Origin of the sequence: Natrialba sp. SSL1, from assembly GCF_001861355.1 — an archaeon.
In the GTDB taxonomy this organism is placed as follows: Archaea; Halobacteriota; Halobacteria; order Halobacteriales; family Natrialbaceae; genus Natrialba.
In genome coordinates, this window is sequence record NZ_MASN01000030.1 from 404,889 (window position 1) to 420,960 (window position 16,072).

Consider the following 16,072-nt stretch of genomic DNA (forward strand, 5'->3'; position numbering starts at 1 on the left):
TCGCGTGGAAACAGCGGATACGCCTCGAAAAACGAAAAACCACGAAAACCACGACGAATCAGTTACGCTGCATCAGTTGCGTCAGTCGCCGCAGTCTCCGCAGTCGTGTCGGCTGTCGACTCGTCGTACTCGAGTGCGGCGGTGTCCGAGTCGACGACGGAGAACTGGTACTCGGCTGCGGCGTCCTCGACGGCAGCGACGAGTTCCTCGAAGTCTTCCTCGACGTTCTCCTCGCCGTACATCGGCGTACACGTTGCGCTGACGGTTACTGAGAGGATCGCAGCTGTCTCAGTGGTCGACGAACTTGGGTCAATTCGTGGTGACTCGAAGGCGTCCTGAACGTCGTCATCGTACGTGTTGACGGTCGTCGAATAGATCGTCCCTTCCTCGACGCAGTAGAGTTTGGCCCACTCTCGCGTTCGGGTCGCGTAGTCGTAGGCGACGATGGTCGTGCCGACGAGGAAGAAGACGCCACCGAACGCGCTCACGGCGGCACCGCCGGCGTCGATGCCGACGAGTGTGATGCCGAGCAACGAGATGAAGACGCCGAGAGTAGCGACGGTGAGGATCTGTTCGAGGTATTCGTCGTCGACTTCGGGTGCGAGTGACCGGGAGTGTTCGATTGGACGGGTCGTGGCCTCGAATCCACCACTCGCGTGGAAGACGTCATCGGCAACGGCCGACGCTCTCCCGGCCGCAGTCGGAGACGTGGATGTCGGAATTCGATAGCCGAGGTCTTCTGCCTGCTGTCGGAGTGCGATGTGGAACGAGTGGGCAGCGAAGTTGTCCGGTGCCCGGACGGCGATCGTCTCCGTATGGTCGGCAATGATTCCGTAAGAGGAGCGCCACGTAATCGCGACGACGATCGCCCCGATGATCATCGCAGCGACCCAGAGCGCAACGAGACCGAACTCCTGCAATCCAAGCGCGACAATGAACAGGATGACCGCAGAAACGGTCAGTGCGAGTCCGTAGGAGTTGCGGAGGGTGTGCCGGCCCAGTCGGGACCAGTCAGTTTCGGCGACGATATCCTGGCGTTCCTGGCTGATTCCGTTATCGATGTCGAGGAACGGAACGCTCCCACCGCTGGTGAGACGCGGGAGGAGTACGAGTACAGCGCCGGCAAAGACCAGCAACCACCAGAAACTGACAACTGATCCAAGGGCTGTCAGCGGTTCACCCGGGCCAGTCAGCCCGGCAGTGTCGATTACGAGTAACAGTACCCCAAGCCCAAACAGGAGTTTTCCATTCCTGGCAGTAGATGCCATACCACGAAAAGGATAGTTCGAATATATAAATATTCCTTACTATATGTTTCGAATATGTTACCGATGCATCAGGGTGTGAGAGAATTAATAGATGCCGAGCGGCGGTAAATACAGCGTCTCCTCAGTAGAACTATCGGATCGGTATTACCATCAGAATGAGGATACCTACACGAATAAGTCAGGAAACACCAGTTCGGAGACGAGGTCCGCTGTCGGAATCAAAAGACAGTAACGGCGCAACTACGGCTCTGCGTCGGCGAATCCGACCGCCTCGGCGTCGGCCAGACACCGCTCACTCGCCTCGTCGAGGTCAAATTCGCGGACAAGTTCGCCGTCACGGACGAGCGGTTCGAAGAGTGGCGTCGCATCGGCAGGCGCGTCGCGGTCGGCCAGCGCGACGTGGTGGCCACCGTCTGCGGTTCGGTAGACCTCCTTCACACCCGAGAGCTTGCCGCGTTTAGAGATCGGCTTCCCTTCTATCTCGACAATATCCAGGCTGAAGTCGACCGAGTCTGCACTGGTAATGTGGCTCCCGACGCCGAAGCCGTCCGCGAGGTCTCGCAGTTCGCGCATCGAATCCGGTCCGAGTCCGCCGCTGCAGAAGATGTCGACGTCCTCGTAGCCCCGTGCGTCGAGTTCCCAGCGAACTTCGCGGATGATGTGACGGAAGTCGCCGCGACGCGAACTCGTGGTATCGATACGGACGCCGTCGAGATCGTCGCCAAGCGTCTCGGCTGCGAGCAGGCTCTCGCTCTTCTCGTCCCAGAAGGTGTCGGTCAGTGCGATTCGGGGAACGTCCTCCGGGACCGCCTCGTCGAACGCCTCCCAGGCCTCGGCCTGATTCCTCTCACCGAAACAGAACATGAGCGCGTGGGGCATCGTGCCGCCTGCTTCACGCCCGAGGATCTCGCCCGCAGCGACGTGCGAAAAGCCATCGAGTCCGGCGAGCAGCGCCGCCCGCTCGACCGTCGCTGCAATCGACGGGTGGACGTGGCGCGCACCGAAGGAAAGGACCGTCGACTCCGGCGCAGCCAGCCGGGACTCGAGTGCCGCCGTCGCGAACCCACTGGGTTGGGAAAGAAAGCCGAGCAGCGACGTTTCGAGTTCAGCGAACTCGAGATAGGGGCCTTCGATTCGCATGACTGGCCCGCCATCGAACAGGTGGCCGTCAGGTAGTGCGTCCACGTCGACGGCCCGCCCCTCGAAGAGCGTCGCGACGTCTTTGACGCCCGTGACGACGTCGAACGACCCAGTCGGGAACTGGTCGGCAGTGACCTCGGCGACGACGTGGGGGTTCTTCCCGGCGTACTCGAGTGTCGTCCGCGTGCGGTCGAAGTAGGCGTCCGTCGCGGTCCCCTCGAGAATCGCCTCGTCGGGGATGGTTCCGAACGGGTTTGACATAGCGTCGATTTCCTGCGCGAAGCCAAAAATCTACCCGTCTCCGGTCGATTTCGGCGTCGATTGTGGTCTCTTGTGACACACCTGGCAGAGAGTTGCAGGGGTGGTACTGGTGGTGCGCACAGATTACGACGAGGACGAAACCGGACTCGAGTAGGGGTCTGTGTCGCCAACGGCGAGAGCGGGTGGCGAGGCGGCGAGCGCCGTGGATTCGGGCGTCGGTGTGGCGACAGTGTCGTGGACGGACTCGAGTGCTCCTGTCGACGGTGCGCCGACGATCGCCACTGTGTCATCAGAGACCGAGACGGCGTAGCCGCCGGCGAACGGGTCGCTGTCGGGGATGTGGTGGATCGTTTGCTGTTCTCCGGGCGCGGATGAGTCCGAGTCCTCGAGCGTTGCGCCGTGGGTGGCGAGGAGGGTCCGGTAGGCGTCGGCGAAGGTAGCCGCATCGGCGGGGGTGTCCCAGGTGAGTTTCCAGACAAAGGCGTGCTGGTCGTGGGTCTGGTGCTGCTCCTGGCTCTGGTTCTGTGCCTCAGTGTCTTCGTCTCCTGCCGCTTGTTGATACACCTGGAACGTATCGCCGGTCCACCCACTGGTCTCGGGTGCCGAGTAGTTGTACGGCGAGTGCTCGGGTGCGCCCGCGGTGAGCGGGCGGTCGATGACGCCGTTAGCCCACAGCGTCGCGAACAGTGTCGCCTCACCGACGGTGTCGGTCCGCGGTTCGTCGCCCTCGTCGCCGACCGTAATCGGCTCCCACGCCGCATCGGAGCGGTCGGGAACGTCGACGGTGACTGGTTCGTCGTCAGGGTAGCGCTCGGGGTCGATCAGTTGTGCCGTGCTCGTCGGCCGGTCGTCGTAGGCCGCGTCGACGGCGTCCCAGCCGCCGCGCTCGTGGAGGCTGGCGACGAACTCCGGCCCGGTGGCGTAGGGAGCGTAGATAGAGAGGAAGAGGCCAGGGTTGATTTCGCTGGTATCGGCGTCGGCGTCAGCGTCAGCGTCGGTGTCGGCGTCGGCCTCGGCTGCATCCCCAGTACTGTCGTCCGCTGCGGGAGTGGACCCATTCCCATCCGTCGGAACGGTGGCAGCGAGACACTGCCACTGCTCGCCACAGCGCTCGTCGTATAGCTCCGGCACGTAGTTCGCCTCACCCTCGATCAAACCGAGTTCGGCGCGTCGCTCGTCGAGCGTCTCGCCCTCGCGTGCGAGGCCGAAGTGCTGGTCCTGCAGCGCGTGGACGAGTTCGTGTACCAGCGTGTCGCGATCGATTCGGACACCATCGTTCGCTGGGTCGGTAACAATGACGATCCGGTCGTCGGTGTAATAGCCCTGGACTGAAGCGCCGTAGAGGGCGTCGAGTTCCTGATTCGCGTCCGTCTCACCGTCGACGACGAACGTCCCGCGCCAGAACTCGTTGACGAACGGCGACGCAGTGCCGGACTCACCACGTTGCTCGCGATATTCCTCACGAGTGATCACCTCGAGTTCCACATCGTGCTCGAACCGCAACTCGCGGACGACCTCGATGCGGGCCATCGCCCGGTACTTGGCCTGCTCGAGCTCGGCCTCGGTGAGTTCGGTAGTGGCCTCCTCGTCGAACGTGAACGTATCCTCCGGCGAATACTCGCCGAGGTCGCCGTACTCGCGGTCAGTCCCGAACTGGTCCGGCGACGCTGGAAGCGTACAGCCCGCAAGCAGAATGAGGAACACAATCGCGACCAACCCCAGCGGCAGGCTTCGGACTCGAGTACGCAGCCGTCCGTCGACCGCCTGCCGAGAGTTCGGCCCCTGTCGCTTCGTCATCGACTCTCGTTTTCGCCGGTGCGATCAAAGCTTCGTCGGCTTTGCGACCGCCACTGCGTGACGTGCGCCGTGCGAGGCCGAACCGGGTGGACTCGAGTGCACCCGTGACCGAGTGCGCGTTCTGCGGACGACGAGCCAGCCACCCGTTCCGACGAGCGCGATGGACACGAAGACGGCCGTCACCGTCCCAAAGCCAGGGTCGAGTCCTGCAAGGACAGCGCCCTCCTGGTCGTCGGGAGTACCGGCCGTGGTCGAATCAGTGCTGATCGAGTTCGATCCAGGCGCGTCCGCGCTGCCCGGAACAGCGCCCGCGTCGATCGCATCGAGGTCGTCGACGGTTGGCGCGCGGACGATGGTCACCGTCTCACCGTCCTGGTCGATGTGGTACGCACCGGGGAAGCCGTCGTCGATTACGTAGGTATCTGTCGAGTCGTCAGTCTGGTCGCCGTTGTACAGTTCGAGCAACTCGGTGTACGCGTCGGCGAACTGCGCGGCGTCCTCGTCTGAGGCCCACTCGGTCTGCCAGACGTAGCCGGTGTCGTCGACATCGTCAGCGGTCTCCCCGTCGTTCGTCGCGACGTAGGTCACTAGTTCGTCCCCCGCCCAGCCGTCGGTGATGGCGTGGTCGAACTCGTACCCCATTCCGGAGCCGAGGATGTCAGCCTGCTCGAGTACCGTCGGTCGCATGTCGTCGAACGCACCGCCGGCGAACATCGCAACCATCCCCGCCTCACCGACGGATTCGGTCGCAACGTCGTCGCCGTCCAACTCGAGTTGGGTCCACTCCTCGGTCGAGCGATCCTCGATCTCGATTGCGGTCGGCTCCCGGTCGTCACCCGGGCGGATCACTTCGGAACTGCTTGCGGGCGGGTCGTCGTAGGCTGCGTCGACAGCGTCCCAGCCGCCCTGTCCGAGCAGGTAGTCGACGTAGTCGGGGCCGTCGTCGTAGGGCTGGTAGACGGTGAGGTACAGCCCCCAGTTGAGGTCGTCCGCAGCAGGCGGGGTCCGGGTCGGCTGGAGACAGTCCCAGTCCGCCTCACATCGCTGTTCGTACGTGGTGTCGACCCAGACCGCATCACCCTCGATGAGGCCGTTCTTGGCGTTGTCCTGGTCGATCGTCTCGCGGTCGTAGCTCTGGAGGTCGAAGTGCTGGTCTTGCAGCGCGTGAAGCAACTCGTGACCAAGAACGACCTCGTCCAGTTCGGGCGAGTCCGGGCTGTCCGAGACGAGAACGATTTCGTCGGTCACCGGATCGTAGAAGCCGTCGACGGCACCGCCGTAGAGCGACTCGAACGCCTCGGTCGCGTCGGTCTCGCGGTCGACCATGAACAGCGCCTCGTAATTGACGTTCTGCTGGAGCCGCTCGTCGCCGGTCACGTTCGCGAACATATCTCCGTGTTCTGTCTGATACTCCTCGCGAGAGATGACATCGACGTCAGCCTCGTCCTGGAAGGTCAGGTTGCGGATGAGTTCGACGCGTGCCATCGACCGGGCGACGACGGCGTCCAGCTCGTCCGACTCGACGACGGCGTCCTCACGGTCGTCGACCGGTAACTCGTCGTCGTACCAGTAGCCGTCGACGTAGCCGATTGTCTCTGTTGTGGACGGATCGGCCGGTCGATCCTCTTCTGGGATGTCCGACTCGAGTCCGTTCTGTTCGTGATCGCTAGCGCCCGAGTCAGAGTCGGGGCCCGGACCCGGATCCTCACCCGGGGAAAAGATAGCAACACCGCCGATCGCAGCAACGAGGAGTACGACTGCTGCAAGGACGGCAAGACCCGCCATACGCCGCGTTCGCGTCGAATTCATCGGGTATAGATGCGAACCTGTACGAAAGCAATCGTGAAAAGAGCGACGGTCGACCGAATGGAGCGAACGCACCCGCCGCGAACGTTTTGACAGCGGCGTTCGTACCACCGCGTATGTCAGTCACGCTGGACCCAGACCGTACGGCCGTCGTCGTCGTCGACATGCAAAACGGGTTCTGCCATCCCGACGGGGCGTTGTATGCACCCGGCAGCGAGGAAGTCATCGAACCAGTTGCCGAACTCGTCGACCACGCTCGCGACGCGGGCGCACGCATCGTCTACACCAGAGACGTCCACCCGGCGGAACAGTTCGACGGGGCACACTACTACGACGAGTTCGAGCAGTGGGGCGAACACGTCCTCGAAGACTCCTGGGAGGCCGAACTCGTGGACGAACTCGAGGTTCATCCGGACGATCACGTCGTCGAAAAACACACCTACGACGCCTTTTACAACACCGAACTCGAGGGCTGGCTGAACGCTCGTGGGATCGACGACCTGCTCATCTGTGGCACACTCGCGAACGTCTGCGTGCTCCACACTGGCGGCAGCGCCGGCCTCCGAGACTTCCGACCGCTCATGGTCGAAGACTGTATCGGTGCACTCGAGGACGACCATCACGAGTACGCCCTTGATCACGCTGGCTGGCTGTTCGGCGAGGTGCTTGCAGGCGACGATATTACGTTCGCCCCGGAAGTCGATTAGACCCTGGCCGACGGCACACGCTGTCTCAACCGCGTTTTTGGTCCATTTACTGGTACTCACGACACCGAGCGGTGTCTGTATCAGCGTAGCCGCTGCCCATCGCAATGATATTATATTTCCAACTATTCGGTTACTTTAAATAGTATCCCGGCCCCAGACTAGTACGAAGCGATATAACCAATGGAGCGCAACGATTCGCCGACTCACTGTCCGGAGTGCGATGGAATACTCCGGGAGCGCGAAACGGAAACGATCTGCGAGGAGTGTGGTGCCGTCGTTGATACTGATCCGATCGACCGTGGCCCTGAGTGGCGGTCCTTCGCCGACGATCCGACTGACCGTCGCCGAACCGGTGCCCCGCTCACTCGCTCACGACACGACCGGGGGCTGTCAACGATGATCGGATACGGGTCTGGGTCACGGTTCGACCGGAGCACACGAATCACCGGCCGCAAGCGCCGCCAGCTCACCAGACTGCAGCGCGAACACACCCGTTCACAGATCGGGACGAAAGCGGAGTACAACCAGGTTCGTGCGTTCAACGAAATCAAATGCATCGTCGCCCGACTATCGCTAACCGATCCTATCACCGAGCAGGCCTGTGCCCTGTTCGACAGCGCCCAATCCGAAAACCTCCTCCAGGGACGTTCACTCGAAGGCTTTGCCGCTGCAGTCGTTTACGCAATCTGTCGTATCCACGACCTCCCACGAACGATCGACGAAATTCTCACCGTCGCATCCGCAGATGAAGCCGAACTCAAGGCGGCCTATTCAGCCCTCAATCGCGACCTCGGACTCGAAACCGGACCGATCGACCCCACTCACTATCTCCCGCGGTTCGCCTCAGAACTTGACCTCGAGATGCCCACCGAGCGACGCGCACACGAACACGTCACCGCACTACAGCAGGCAAATCGAATCTGTGGCAGCAACCCGAGCGGTGTCGCCGCAGCCTGTCTCTACCATGCCGCCGGTGAACGCGATGAGTGGCCAACCATCACGCAGGCCGACGCTGCTGCTGTCGCAGATGTTGCGGCCACGACGATCCGAACAACACACCAGAAACTCGAGGCACTCGAATCGGAGGTAGACTCGGAGTCAGAATCAGACACAGAGACAGAGACAGAGACAACGGATACCGATTCTGAAGCGGAGTCAGCAACTGAGTGAGAGTGATTGCAAACGGATTGGTCGGGTAAGCCGTCGGTTACGCTGGCAGACGAAGTCACTTCGTCACGTCGTTCGCAGATTGTCCGTACTCGGCTCGTAGACCTCGCCTTTCTGCTTTAGCTTCTCGATTTCGTGCTCTGCTTTCGAGTGGTCCATGCCGATTTCCTCTGCGCGATCCATGACAATGTCGACCGGCGCACCGTCGTCGTACTCTTCTTCGATATCACTGATCAGCTGTTTCAGGTTCTTGATCCGGTCTCGCTGGGACTTCGAGGTACCCGCTTCGACGATGTCGGCGTCGAACTCACCCGTTTCTGGGTCGACACCAACGTCCTGCAGACACGACCGGACGATTTCGATAACCCGGTCTGCGTCGGACTGTTCGACCGTGTCTGAGAGACGAACACGCGCGCTGGCCTCAGAGAGGCGAACCAGCGCCTCGAGCTTTCGGGCTGTGACGGGCACAGCTGCGTCCTCGTCGGTCCCCTTCGATCGAAGGTTGACGTAAAAGTCCCGGATCGACTCGCGGGCTTCCTCGGTCATCCGCGGGTGACAGTTCTGCTTGGAGAAGGCGATGTACTTCCGAAGGAGGTCGGCGTCGATCTCCGGGTCGACCTGTTCGGTCATCTCCTCAATTTCGTCCTGAGTGACGTCGAGGTTGGTCATCTGCTCGCGCTGAGTGGTTAGCTCACCCGCGTAGTTGGTCGTCAAGATGTGTTCCGCCAAATTGCGGTCTTTCTCCTCGTCTGGCGTGTCCGTGACGGTGAAGATCAGGTCGAACCGCGAGATGAGCGCCGGCTCGAGGTCGATCTGTTCGCTGATCGGTTCGTACTGATCGAAGCGACCGTACTTGGGGTTCGCCGCACCCAACAGCGAACAGCGGGACTTGAGGGTGGCGTTGATCCCTGCCTTGGAAACAGAGATTTTCTGCTGCTCGAGCGCCTCGTGCATGGCAGAGCGGTCTTCGGAGTTGTGGACGACCATGCCGTTGGCGACGAAGTTGTGCGTTCCCTCGACCGTGAGATCGTAGACGTAGTCCCAGTCGTCGCCTTCAATTCGCCGTCTCCCGATGATTTCTTTCGGCTCGACATCACGACCAGCTGAGTGTGCCGATTCAGCGGATACGACACCACCATCAGCGATAACGGATGATCGATCCTGCGGTGTAAGCGTCCGATCCCCAATCTCGAGATTCTCTGCGCTTCGTTCGACAACCGAGCCGTTCTGGTAGATGAAGAATGGGTGATCTGCAGTTGTGCGGAGTTGCTTTCCGTCTTCAGTAACGATCTCGATCAGTTCCGATGGCGCCTCATACTGGTGAACTGCAGTTACTGGCCGGTCAACAATCACACCAGACTCGGTCATCGTTCGGACAGCCAGATCGACACCGCGAATCGTTTGGCCGTTCTCGAGTGGTTCAATTGTACCCCCCGCTGCAGCCTGGCAAGCAATCTCTCCGATAGACTCATTTGAGCCATCAGCTAGCTTGACAATGGTTTCACCAGTCACGCACCGCATCTTATCGAGTTCGTCAACCGCCGCAATTCCCTGATCGGCGAGGACCAGCGCACCGGCCTCGAGTGTCCACTGTTGGCCGTCGCCGAAGTCGTCTCTCACAGCCGCAGCGGTAAGTCCCGCCGAGGACGACCCCTTTCCGGAGGTGTAGACGGATCGGGGCGCGATGTTCTGGATATAACCAATCATCTGACTCTTTCCGGTACCCGGATCCCCTATCAGAAGCATATGCAGGTCGCCACGAATTCGGGACCCGTCGGGGAGGTGTTTCGTCACGCCGGAGAACAACTGGAGGGTCATCGCGAGCTTCTCCTGATCGTAGCCGTAGATGGAGGGGGCGATGGAGCCGACCATCTTCTCGTAGACGTCGTCCCGGTTCGAGATTTCGTAGATTCGCTTCTTGTCCTCGTCGGTGATGTCCATGTCCTCGAACTGCTCTTCGTCGATATCGACGGACATCCCCTCCATGTAGAAGTCGAACACCGGCGTCTTCTCGCCTTGATTGCTCTGCTGTTCGAGTCTGAGCACACCCGTCGCGGAGACGTGATCGCCGGGCGTGACCTCGCCAGTAATGTCGTCCTCGACGTGGACGTCGAGCGCCTGTGGCGTCTCGCCGCCGCGGAGCCCCTCGGGACTCTCCTGAATGCGGAGCTTCTGGGAGTCGACGAACTCGGACTGGTCGAAGTTGACCTTGAACGGCCCCTGTCGTTCACAGCCCTGGCACTCGTGGGGTTCCTGGAAGTCGCCGCTCGACTGCGGGACGCGGCTGAGCGTGCCACAGAGTTGGCACTCGAAGGCAGCCTCCTCGATTTTCGGGCGGACGTCCGTCGCCTTGCGGACGATACCGTGAACCTCGACCAGCGAGTTCATGTCGCGAGCGCGGATCTCGCGGATCTCGGGCGTCTCGGTCTCGGGCAGGTTCTTGATCCGGACGTGGGCCTGTCCGAGGCTCACGTCGATCGGTAGGTCGTAGAGCCGCAAGGCCTCCTCAGCGTAGCGCTGAAGCTGTTCTGGCTGGGCCAGCATGTCGTCGGCTAGATCCGGATCGAACCGGTAGAGTTCCTGCCAGTCGACGTGGAGCGAGCGCTGTTCGTTGGGATACTGCTGCGCAAGCTGCTTGATTTCGTTGTCGTAGTAGTTGCGGAAGAACTGCTCGAACGCGTCGACAAGTTCAGAATTTCCCGCTTGCGCCATTGCACTGTCCTAGGTTCGCCATCGGGTATAAATGGTTGCAAACCGGACTGAAACTGAACCGGGTGGGTGCGGCTGCTCCAAAATGGACAGGCAGTGACGTTCTCTCACGCCCTCTGTTTTGGAGACGCGCGCTCTACCGTTCCGTATCGACGGTTGCGTCCGGTGCGTCTGATGACGACCCAGCCGTCTGGGAGCCAAGTTCCGAGGAGGCAACACCGAGCGTCGCAATCGAGCGGATCGCTTCCTCGACGGTGATATCGATGTCGTAGACGTTCGTCGCGGGAACGTGCATGACGAAGCCGTTCGTCGTCGGGTTCGGTCCGAGGGGGACCATGATGGTCACCATCTGTCCCTCGTCGGCCCGCGATTCGATAACAGGTGGTGTCTGGGCGGTAAGAAAAGCCAGCATGTAGGCGTTCTCGTGGGGGAACTCGACGAGTTTCACATCTTTGAACTGATCTGTATCGTCGTCGAGCAGCATGTGGCTGGCGCGTCGGATACTCTCGTAGACGGTGCTGATACCCGGAATCGTCTCCATGGTGGCGTGGAGACGCTTCGAGATGTGGCGACCGGGTGTATACTCTGCAACGATTCCCACGAGCAGGAAAAAGCCGAACAGTGACGCCAGCGTGACGAACTGGACGACCGCAGTCGGCGGATCGTTCGGTAACAGGTAGATAATGCCCTCGACGACGGGTGAGAGGACGCCGAGTACGAAGTCGACGACGACGATCAGAATGAGGAGCGTGATGACTAGCGGAATCGTGATCGCAATCCCGTTGATAAGCCACCGCTTGAGTGCGGCCTGCGCTCCGTTCCGAAGTGCTGCCATGCGTTGAGAGTGGGACGGTACACCCAGTAAACCGTTCGGCTTTCGCGAGCATCGTATCGACTGTTGCGTGGCACTGAGATTCACTAGCACACTTCAGATGTGATAGTCGTCTGTTCAGAACACACAGACGAGACGGTTTTCGTCGATTACGGCGTAGAATCGGTATGGCAACCAGATCCCCAGTCTACTGTCACCTATGCAACGAAGAGGTCGCCGCCACCGACACGCTCGAACATCACCTGGTGTACAGCCACAAGCCCCGTGAACTCGCCAAGCGACTCGCGGCCGAATGGGAAGCGGAAGAACTCGGCGATGCGGTATAAGATCGTACTCGCCAGGCAGTTTTTCGTTTCGAACGGGTCCAGTCGCTACTCCCGAGTTAGTCAGCGGTAAAAATATGGGATCGCCCGGATTTGAACCACGCCCGAGAACCTGCGCTTCGCGCAGAACCTCGGTCTACTCCAAACCCAGACTCGTTCCATTTGCTGTCGCTCACGAAATTGTTCGCGACAGAAAGATGGGATCGCCCGGATTTGAACCGGGGTCACGGGCACCCAAGGCCCGAAGTATACCAGGCTAACCCACGATCCCGTACCTCCTTCTTTCGGGTGCACTGCATAAAGGGTTTCGTTCTGTTCCGAACGGTTTTGTTCCTCGCGACGCTAGAGTCGTGCATGGTTACAGGACTCGAAATCCTCCTCTTGGTCCTCGTTCTCGCTGCGCTTCTCGGCGCAACGACCATCATCCAGACGGTCCGTCCGTTCATCGTCAACGCCGTCGTGGGCCTCATCGTCCTCTTTCTGGCCCAGGCCGTCTTCGGACTCTCCGTTGCAATTACTCCGATTGCGATCGCAGTCGTCGCGATCGGTGGCTTCCCCGGCTCACTGCTGGTGATCCTCCTATCGATGTTCGGCATCGCGTTCGTTCCCTGACCACCGTCGACCGGTCGTCGTCACGTCGTTTTGCCGCCCCGTTTTCGCACACACACATACACCCACTACTGCGAAGAGAGAGCGACGGAGAGACCAACTACTGCGACCCAGAGACAGCCAACAGACGAACGATACCAGCAAACAGGTCCGGAAGCAGAGAAGCAATCGCGTCACAGATCCGCATCGCGAAGCTCGATATCCGCCACGAGCTCGTACGGATGCGCGTCCTTCCGAATACCGTCGAGCAGCGTGAACGCCTCGCTGGGATCGAGGAAGTGTTCCGTCACGACCTGCCCCAACGGCGTCGGCTCGAAGCCGTCGATGAAGTCGTACTGAAGCAGTTTGCCGACCGCGTGCTTCGTCGGCACGTCACCCAACATCCGGTCGTTGAGCGACTTCGCCGCCTTGCCGCCGACGGTGATGTTCGCGAGCGTCTCCTCGATCGCCGCGCTCTCGTCGTAGTGGGTCATCACCGACTCCATCTCGCCCTTGAGCAGCTTGAACGCCACCTCGTCCTCCGTCATCTCCATCGAGTTGTGATAGGCAGTGTCGGGCTCGACAAGGACGTACACCGTCCCCTTGTCGTGGTAGTCCGGTCGTCCCGCGCGCCCGAGCATCTGGTGGAACTCCTGCACGGAGAGCCACTCGATCCCCATCGCCAACGAGTCGAAGACGACCTGCGAGGCGGGGAAGTCGACACCCGCTGCGAGCGCCGCCGTCGTCACGACCGCCGCGAGATCCTGGTCGCCGAACTGGCGCTCGACCGTTTTGCGGCGCTTGTAATCGAGTCCCGCGTGGTACGGCGCCGAGGAGTACTCGAGTTTCCGCGAAATTTCGTGACACCGTCTGCGGGAGTTCGTGAAGATAATCGTCTGGCCGCGATACCCCTTCGAGGACTCGGTATCGAACTCGCGTCTGACGAGTTTGTTCTCGACGCGGACCTTCTCCTGGCCGTCGGCGAAGGTGACGTGGCGCTCGATTGGGACGGGACGCTCCTCGAACTCGATGAGGGTGGACTCGAGTGCGGTTGCGAGCTGTTCGGGGTTGCCGACGGTTGCGGAGAGGTAGACCCACTGGGCTCCCTGGTAGTCGTCTCGCCGCTTTGCTCGCTGCTCGCAGGTGTGTTTGAGCCGCGAGATGAGGCCGTCGAGGCGGTGGCCGCGTTCGTCTTCTTTGAGGGTGTGAACCTCGTCGATGACGACGGTGCCGATGTCACCCATGTCCTTGCCGGTTCGGAGGGCGTGGTCGATGCCCTCGTAGGTGCCGACGATGACGTCGGCGTTGGGGTCGAACTGGTTGCCGTTGTCCGCGATGCGGCTGGCACCGACGCGGATGGAGACGTCGACGAGGTCGCCGTACTCGTCCTTGAAGTCCTCGTGTTTCTGGTTCGCGAGTGCGACGAGCGGGACGAGAAAGAGCATCTTCCCCTTGCCGTTCAGTACGCGGTTGATGCCGGTCATCTCGCCGACCAGCGTCTTCCCGGTCGCCGTCGCGGAGACGACCATCTGGTCGTCGCCCTCGAAGAGCCCGTTATCGACAGCGAGACTCTGGACCGGAAGCAGCGTTTCGAACCGATCCTCGAGCAGGTTCTGCAGGCCGGGATGGAGGTTCAGCGAGTCGACTCGGACGGGGTCGACCTCGTCGGTCGTCGCCGAGATGGTATCGAACTTCGTCAGATCGGGATCGAGTTGGCCCTGCAGCAGGTTGACGATTCGATCAAGGTCCTGTACTTCGATCATGAGGTCCTCGAGTCGGTCCTTTGCAGCGCCGGTGACCTTGCCGCCGCCGGAGTACGATAGCTGGCGCTCGAGTTCCTGGCGGGCGCAGTCCTGGCAGATCCAGTCCTCGTCGTCCTTGACCGCCGTGTCGGTCGTGATCGGCGAGTAACGGCCCGCGGAGGCGCAGTAGCGACAGGTCCGAACGGCCTTTGCCTTCTCCTCGAGCTGGTAGCCCGACAGCATCTCGAGGAGTTCCTCGCGGCCAGTGCGGGAGGTCTGCTCTGAAATGCGAATTCGCTTTGCGCGGCGTGCGAGTTCGACGAACTCGTCGGGCTGGCGTGGCTCCTCACTTGAGCCGTCCTTGAGACGGAACTTCGCGGGGCGGGGCCCGGCGGAGGTTTCGGAGAGACCGAGCTTTGCCCGGAACAGCCGCTTGCCGTCGCGCTGGACGACGATCAGGTAGTCGCCGCCGGTTTCGTGGCAGAAGATGGTTTCGACCTGCTGGACCTGCTTCGACACGATACGTGGTACACGACTGTCGTACTTGAGCGATTCGGACTCGTACCGACTCGTACCGACTGTACGGATTCGTAGCGAGCCCGTGACCTTACTGCTCGACAGGGTGGTGGGGCATGATCGTCGGCCCGTTCTCGCCGTAGCCGACGGTTGCAACGACACCGAAGACCGTCTCGAGGAGGTCGTCGGTGACGACCTCGTCCGGCGGCCCCCAGTCGAAAACGGAGCCGTCCTTGAGTGCAACGAGGTTGTCCGCGTAGCGGGCAGCCTGCGAGATGTCGTGCAGGACGATTCCCACCGTCACGCCGCGCTCCTCGTTCAATGTCTGGACGAGTTCCATCACCTGTAGCTGGTGCTGGAGGTCGAGATACGTCGTGGGCTCGTCGAGCAGCAACACGTCCGTCTCCTGGGCGAGCACCATCGCGATCCAGACGAGTTGCTTCTGGCCGCCGCTCAGGTTGCCGACCTCCGCCTCGCGCAGGTGGTCGACGCCCGCGAGATCGATCGCGCGCTCGACAGCCGCCTCGTCCTCCGAAGTCGGCGCGTCGAAAAAGCCCATGTGCGGATACCGCCCGTAGTAGATCAGCTCCTCGGCGGTCATCCCGCCGGGCGACTCGTGTTCCTGAGAGAGCATCCCGACACGGCGAGCGAAGGGCTTGCTATCGAAGTCGTCGATATCGTCGCCGTCGAGGAGGATAGTGCCGTTCTCAGGCGCGTGCTGGCGAGCCAGCGCCTTCAGCAGCGTCGACTTACCGCTCCCGTTCGGCCCGACGAGCGCCGTAATCTCGCCCGCCGGAAGGTCGATCCGGTCGACCTCGACGACCGGCTCCTCGGTCGTCGGGTAGCCGATCGCGAGGGTATCGCCGACGAGTTGACTCGAGTGCCCGCCATTGGTATCGGATGGGGTACTCGAGTCCCCGTCAGCGGCGTCGGCTGGCTGCGGACCGGAGTGGACGGTAGCGTCGGCGAACTGGCTGGTGTCACCGGATTCGTGCACGGCGGACCGGTCTGTTCGCGCCTCTGGCGTCGATTGTGAGGACGGTTGCGAGTGCGTCTCGTTGCTCATAGGTTACCGAACAGCTGCCGCCTGTTCACTTTTTAGGCTGACCTAACTATTGAAAAGTGCATCGGTTTCGGCGATCCGTACCCGAGAGTGACCGACGTTTTGCGAACCTGTTCGGGCAAACAGAGCAGAAGAGTTGACCCGACGCGCGCG

General features: G+C 61.4%; 12 protein-coding genes and 1 tRNA gene. 4 read left to right on the forward strand and 9 right to left on the reverse strand.

What is annotated here, in order from left to right:
* Positions 1–62 precede the first annotated feature (62 nt).
* The 4 genes from BBD46_RS10040 to BBD46_RS10055 all read right to left on the reverse strand — a co-directional run bounded on the left by BBD46_RS10040 (position 63) and on the right by BBD46_RS10055 (position 6,275).
* Entirely contained in the window at positions 63–1,268 is a 1,206-nt protein-coding gene (locus BBD46_RS10040) for a hypothetical protein (protein ID WP_139173559.1), read from the reverse strand.
* Positions 1,269–1,508: 240 nt separating this feature from the next.
* Entirely contained in the window at positions 1,509–2,669 is a 1,161-nt protein-coding gene (locus BBD46_RS10045; RefSeq protein WP_071401555.1) for a nicotinate phosphoribosyltransferase, read from the reverse strand.
* Between the two features lie 123 nt (positions 2,670–2,792).
* Complete coding sequence (locus BBD46_RS10050; RefSeq protein ID WP_071401556.1) at positions 2,793–4,466, reverse strand: Hvo_1808 family surface protein; 1,674 nt, start codon at positions 4,464–4,466, stop codon at positions 2,793–2,795.
* Positions 4,467–4,490: 24 nt separating this feature from the next.
* A complete protein-coding gene (locus BBD46_RS10055) occupies positions 4,491–6,275 on the reverse strand; it encodes an Hvo_1808 family surface protein (RefSeq protein WP_071401557.1) in 1,785 nt (594 codons plus the stop codon).
* 113 nt (positions 6,276–6,388) lie between these two features.
* Between BBD46_RS10055 and BBD46_RS10060 the strand changes: the two genes are divergently transcribed.
* Positions 6,389–6,979, forward strand: a complete 591-nt coding sequence (locus BBD46_RS10060; protein WP_071401558.1) for a cysteine hydrolase family protein — start codon at positions 6,389–6,391, stop codon at positions 6,977–6,979.
* A 180-nt stretch (positions 6,980–7,159) separates the two neighbouring features.
* Positions 7,160–8,149: a transcription initiation factor IIB gene (locus BBD46_RS10065; protein WP_071401559.1), complete on the forward strand. Its 990-nt coding sequence runs from the start codon at positions 7,160–7,162 to the stop codon at positions 8,147–8,149.
* Between the two features lie 63 nt (positions 8,150–8,212).
* Here the strand turns inward: BBD46_RS10065 and BBD46_RS10070 are convergent, their stop codons facing one another.
* Both BBD46_RS10070 and BBD46_RS10075 read right to left on the reverse strand, forming a co-directional pair.
* Entirely contained in the window at positions 8,213–10,858 is a 2,646-nt protein-coding gene (locus BBD46_RS10070; protein ID WP_071401560.1) for an AAA family ATPase, read from the reverse strand.
* A 133-nt stretch (positions 10,859–10,991) separates the two neighbouring features.
* Positions 10,992–11,690: a DUF502 domain-containing protein gene (locus tag BBD46_RS10075; RefSeq protein ID WP_071401561.1), complete on the reverse strand. Its 699-nt coding sequence runs from the start codon at positions 11,688–11,690 to the stop codon at positions 10,992–10,994.
* A gap of 164 nt (positions 11,691–11,854) precedes the next feature.
* Here BBD46_RS10075 and BBD46_RS22635 point away from each other — a divergent pair, with 164 nt between their 5' ends.
* On the forward strand, positions 11,855–12,013 hold the full coding sequence (locus BBD46_RS22635) for a hypothetical protein (RefSeq protein ID WP_171908183.1): 159 nt from the start codon (positions 11,855–11,857) through the stop codon (positions 12,011–12,013).
* 195 nt (positions 12,014–12,208) lie between these two features.
* Here BBD46_RS22635 and BBD46_RS10080 read toward each other — a convergent pair.
* A tRNA-Pro gene (locus BBD46_RS10080) sits at positions 12,209–12,281 on the reverse strand.
* A gap of 83 nt (positions 12,282–12,364) precedes the next feature.
* Between BBD46_RS10080 and BBD46_RS10085 the strand changes: the two genes are divergently transcribed.
* Positions 12,365–12,622 (forward strand): pro-sigmaK processing inhibitor BofA family protein, encoded by a 258-nt coding sequence (locus BBD46_RS10085; protein WP_071401562.1) that lies wholly within the window; start codon positions 12,365–12,367, stop codon positions 12,620–12,622.
* A 170-nt stretch (positions 12,623–12,792) separates the two neighbouring features.
* Here the strand turns inward: BBD46_RS10085 and BBD46_RS10090 are convergent, their stop codons facing one another.
* Entirely contained in the window at positions 12,793–14,859 is a 2,067-nt protein-coding gene (locus tag BBD46_RS10090; RefSeq protein ID WP_071401563.1) for a DEAD/DEAH box helicase, read from the reverse strand.
* An 88-nt stretch (positions 14,860–14,947) separates the two neighbouring features.
* Complete coding sequence (locus BBD46_RS10095; RefSeq protein WP_171908184.1) at positions 14,948–15,922, reverse strand: ABC transporter ATP-binding protein; 975 nt, start codon at positions 15,920–15,922, stop codon at positions 14,948–14,950.
* Between the last annotated feature and the right edge of the window lie 150 nt (positions 15,923–16,072).

What these genes read in the sequence shown, in the direction of transcription:
- BBD46_RS10075 (WP_071401561.1), bottom strand. Translation starts at nt 11,690, where the DNA reads ATGGCAGCACTTCGGAACGGAGCGCAGGCCGCACTCAAGCGGTGGCTT.
- BBD46_RS22635 (WP_171908183.1), top strand. Translation starts at nt 11,855, where the DNA reads ATGGCAACCAGATCCCCAGTCTACTGTCACCTATGCAACGAAGAGGTC.
- BBD46_RS10095 (WP_171908184.1), bottom strand. Translation starts at nt 15,922, where the DNA reads ATGAGCAACGAGACGCACTCGCAACCGTCCTCACAATCGACGCCAGAG.
- BBD46_RS10045 (WP_071401555.1), bottom strand. Translation starts at nt 2,669, where the DNA reads ATGTCAAACCCGTTCGGAACCATCCCCGACGAGGCGATTCTCGAGGGG.
- BBD46_RS10050 (WP_071401556.1), bottom strand. Translation starts at nt 4,466, where the DNA reads ATGACGAAGCGACAGGGGCCGAACTCTCGGCAGGCGGTCGACGGACGG.
- BBD46_RS10065 (WP_071401559.1), top strand. Translation starts at nt 7,160, where the DNA reads ATGGAGCGCAACGATTCGCCGACTCACTGTCCGGAGTGCGATGGAATA.
- BBD46_RS10085 (WP_071401562.1), top strand. Translation starts at nt 12,365, where the DNA reads ATGGTTACAGGACTCGAAATCCTCCTCTTGGTCCTCGTTCTCGCTGCG.
- BBD46_RS10055 (WP_071401557.1), bottom strand. Translation starts at nt 6,275, where the DNA reads ATGAATTCGACGCGAACGCGGCGTATGGCGGGTCTTGCCGTCCTTGCA.
- BBD46_RS10070 (WP_071401560.1), bottom strand. Translation starts at nt 10,858, where the DNA reads ATGGCGCAAGCGGGAAATTCTGAACTTGTCGACGCGTTCGAGCAGTTC.
- BBD46_RS10060 (WP_071401558.1), top strand. Translation starts at nt 6,389, where the DNA reads ATGTCAGTCACGCTGGACCCAGACCGTACGGCCGTCGTCGTCGTCGAC.
- BBD46_RS10040 (WP_139173559.1), bottom strand. Translation starts at nt 1,268, where the DNA reads ATGGCATCTACTGCCAGGAATGGAAAACTCCTGTTTGGGCTTGGGGTA.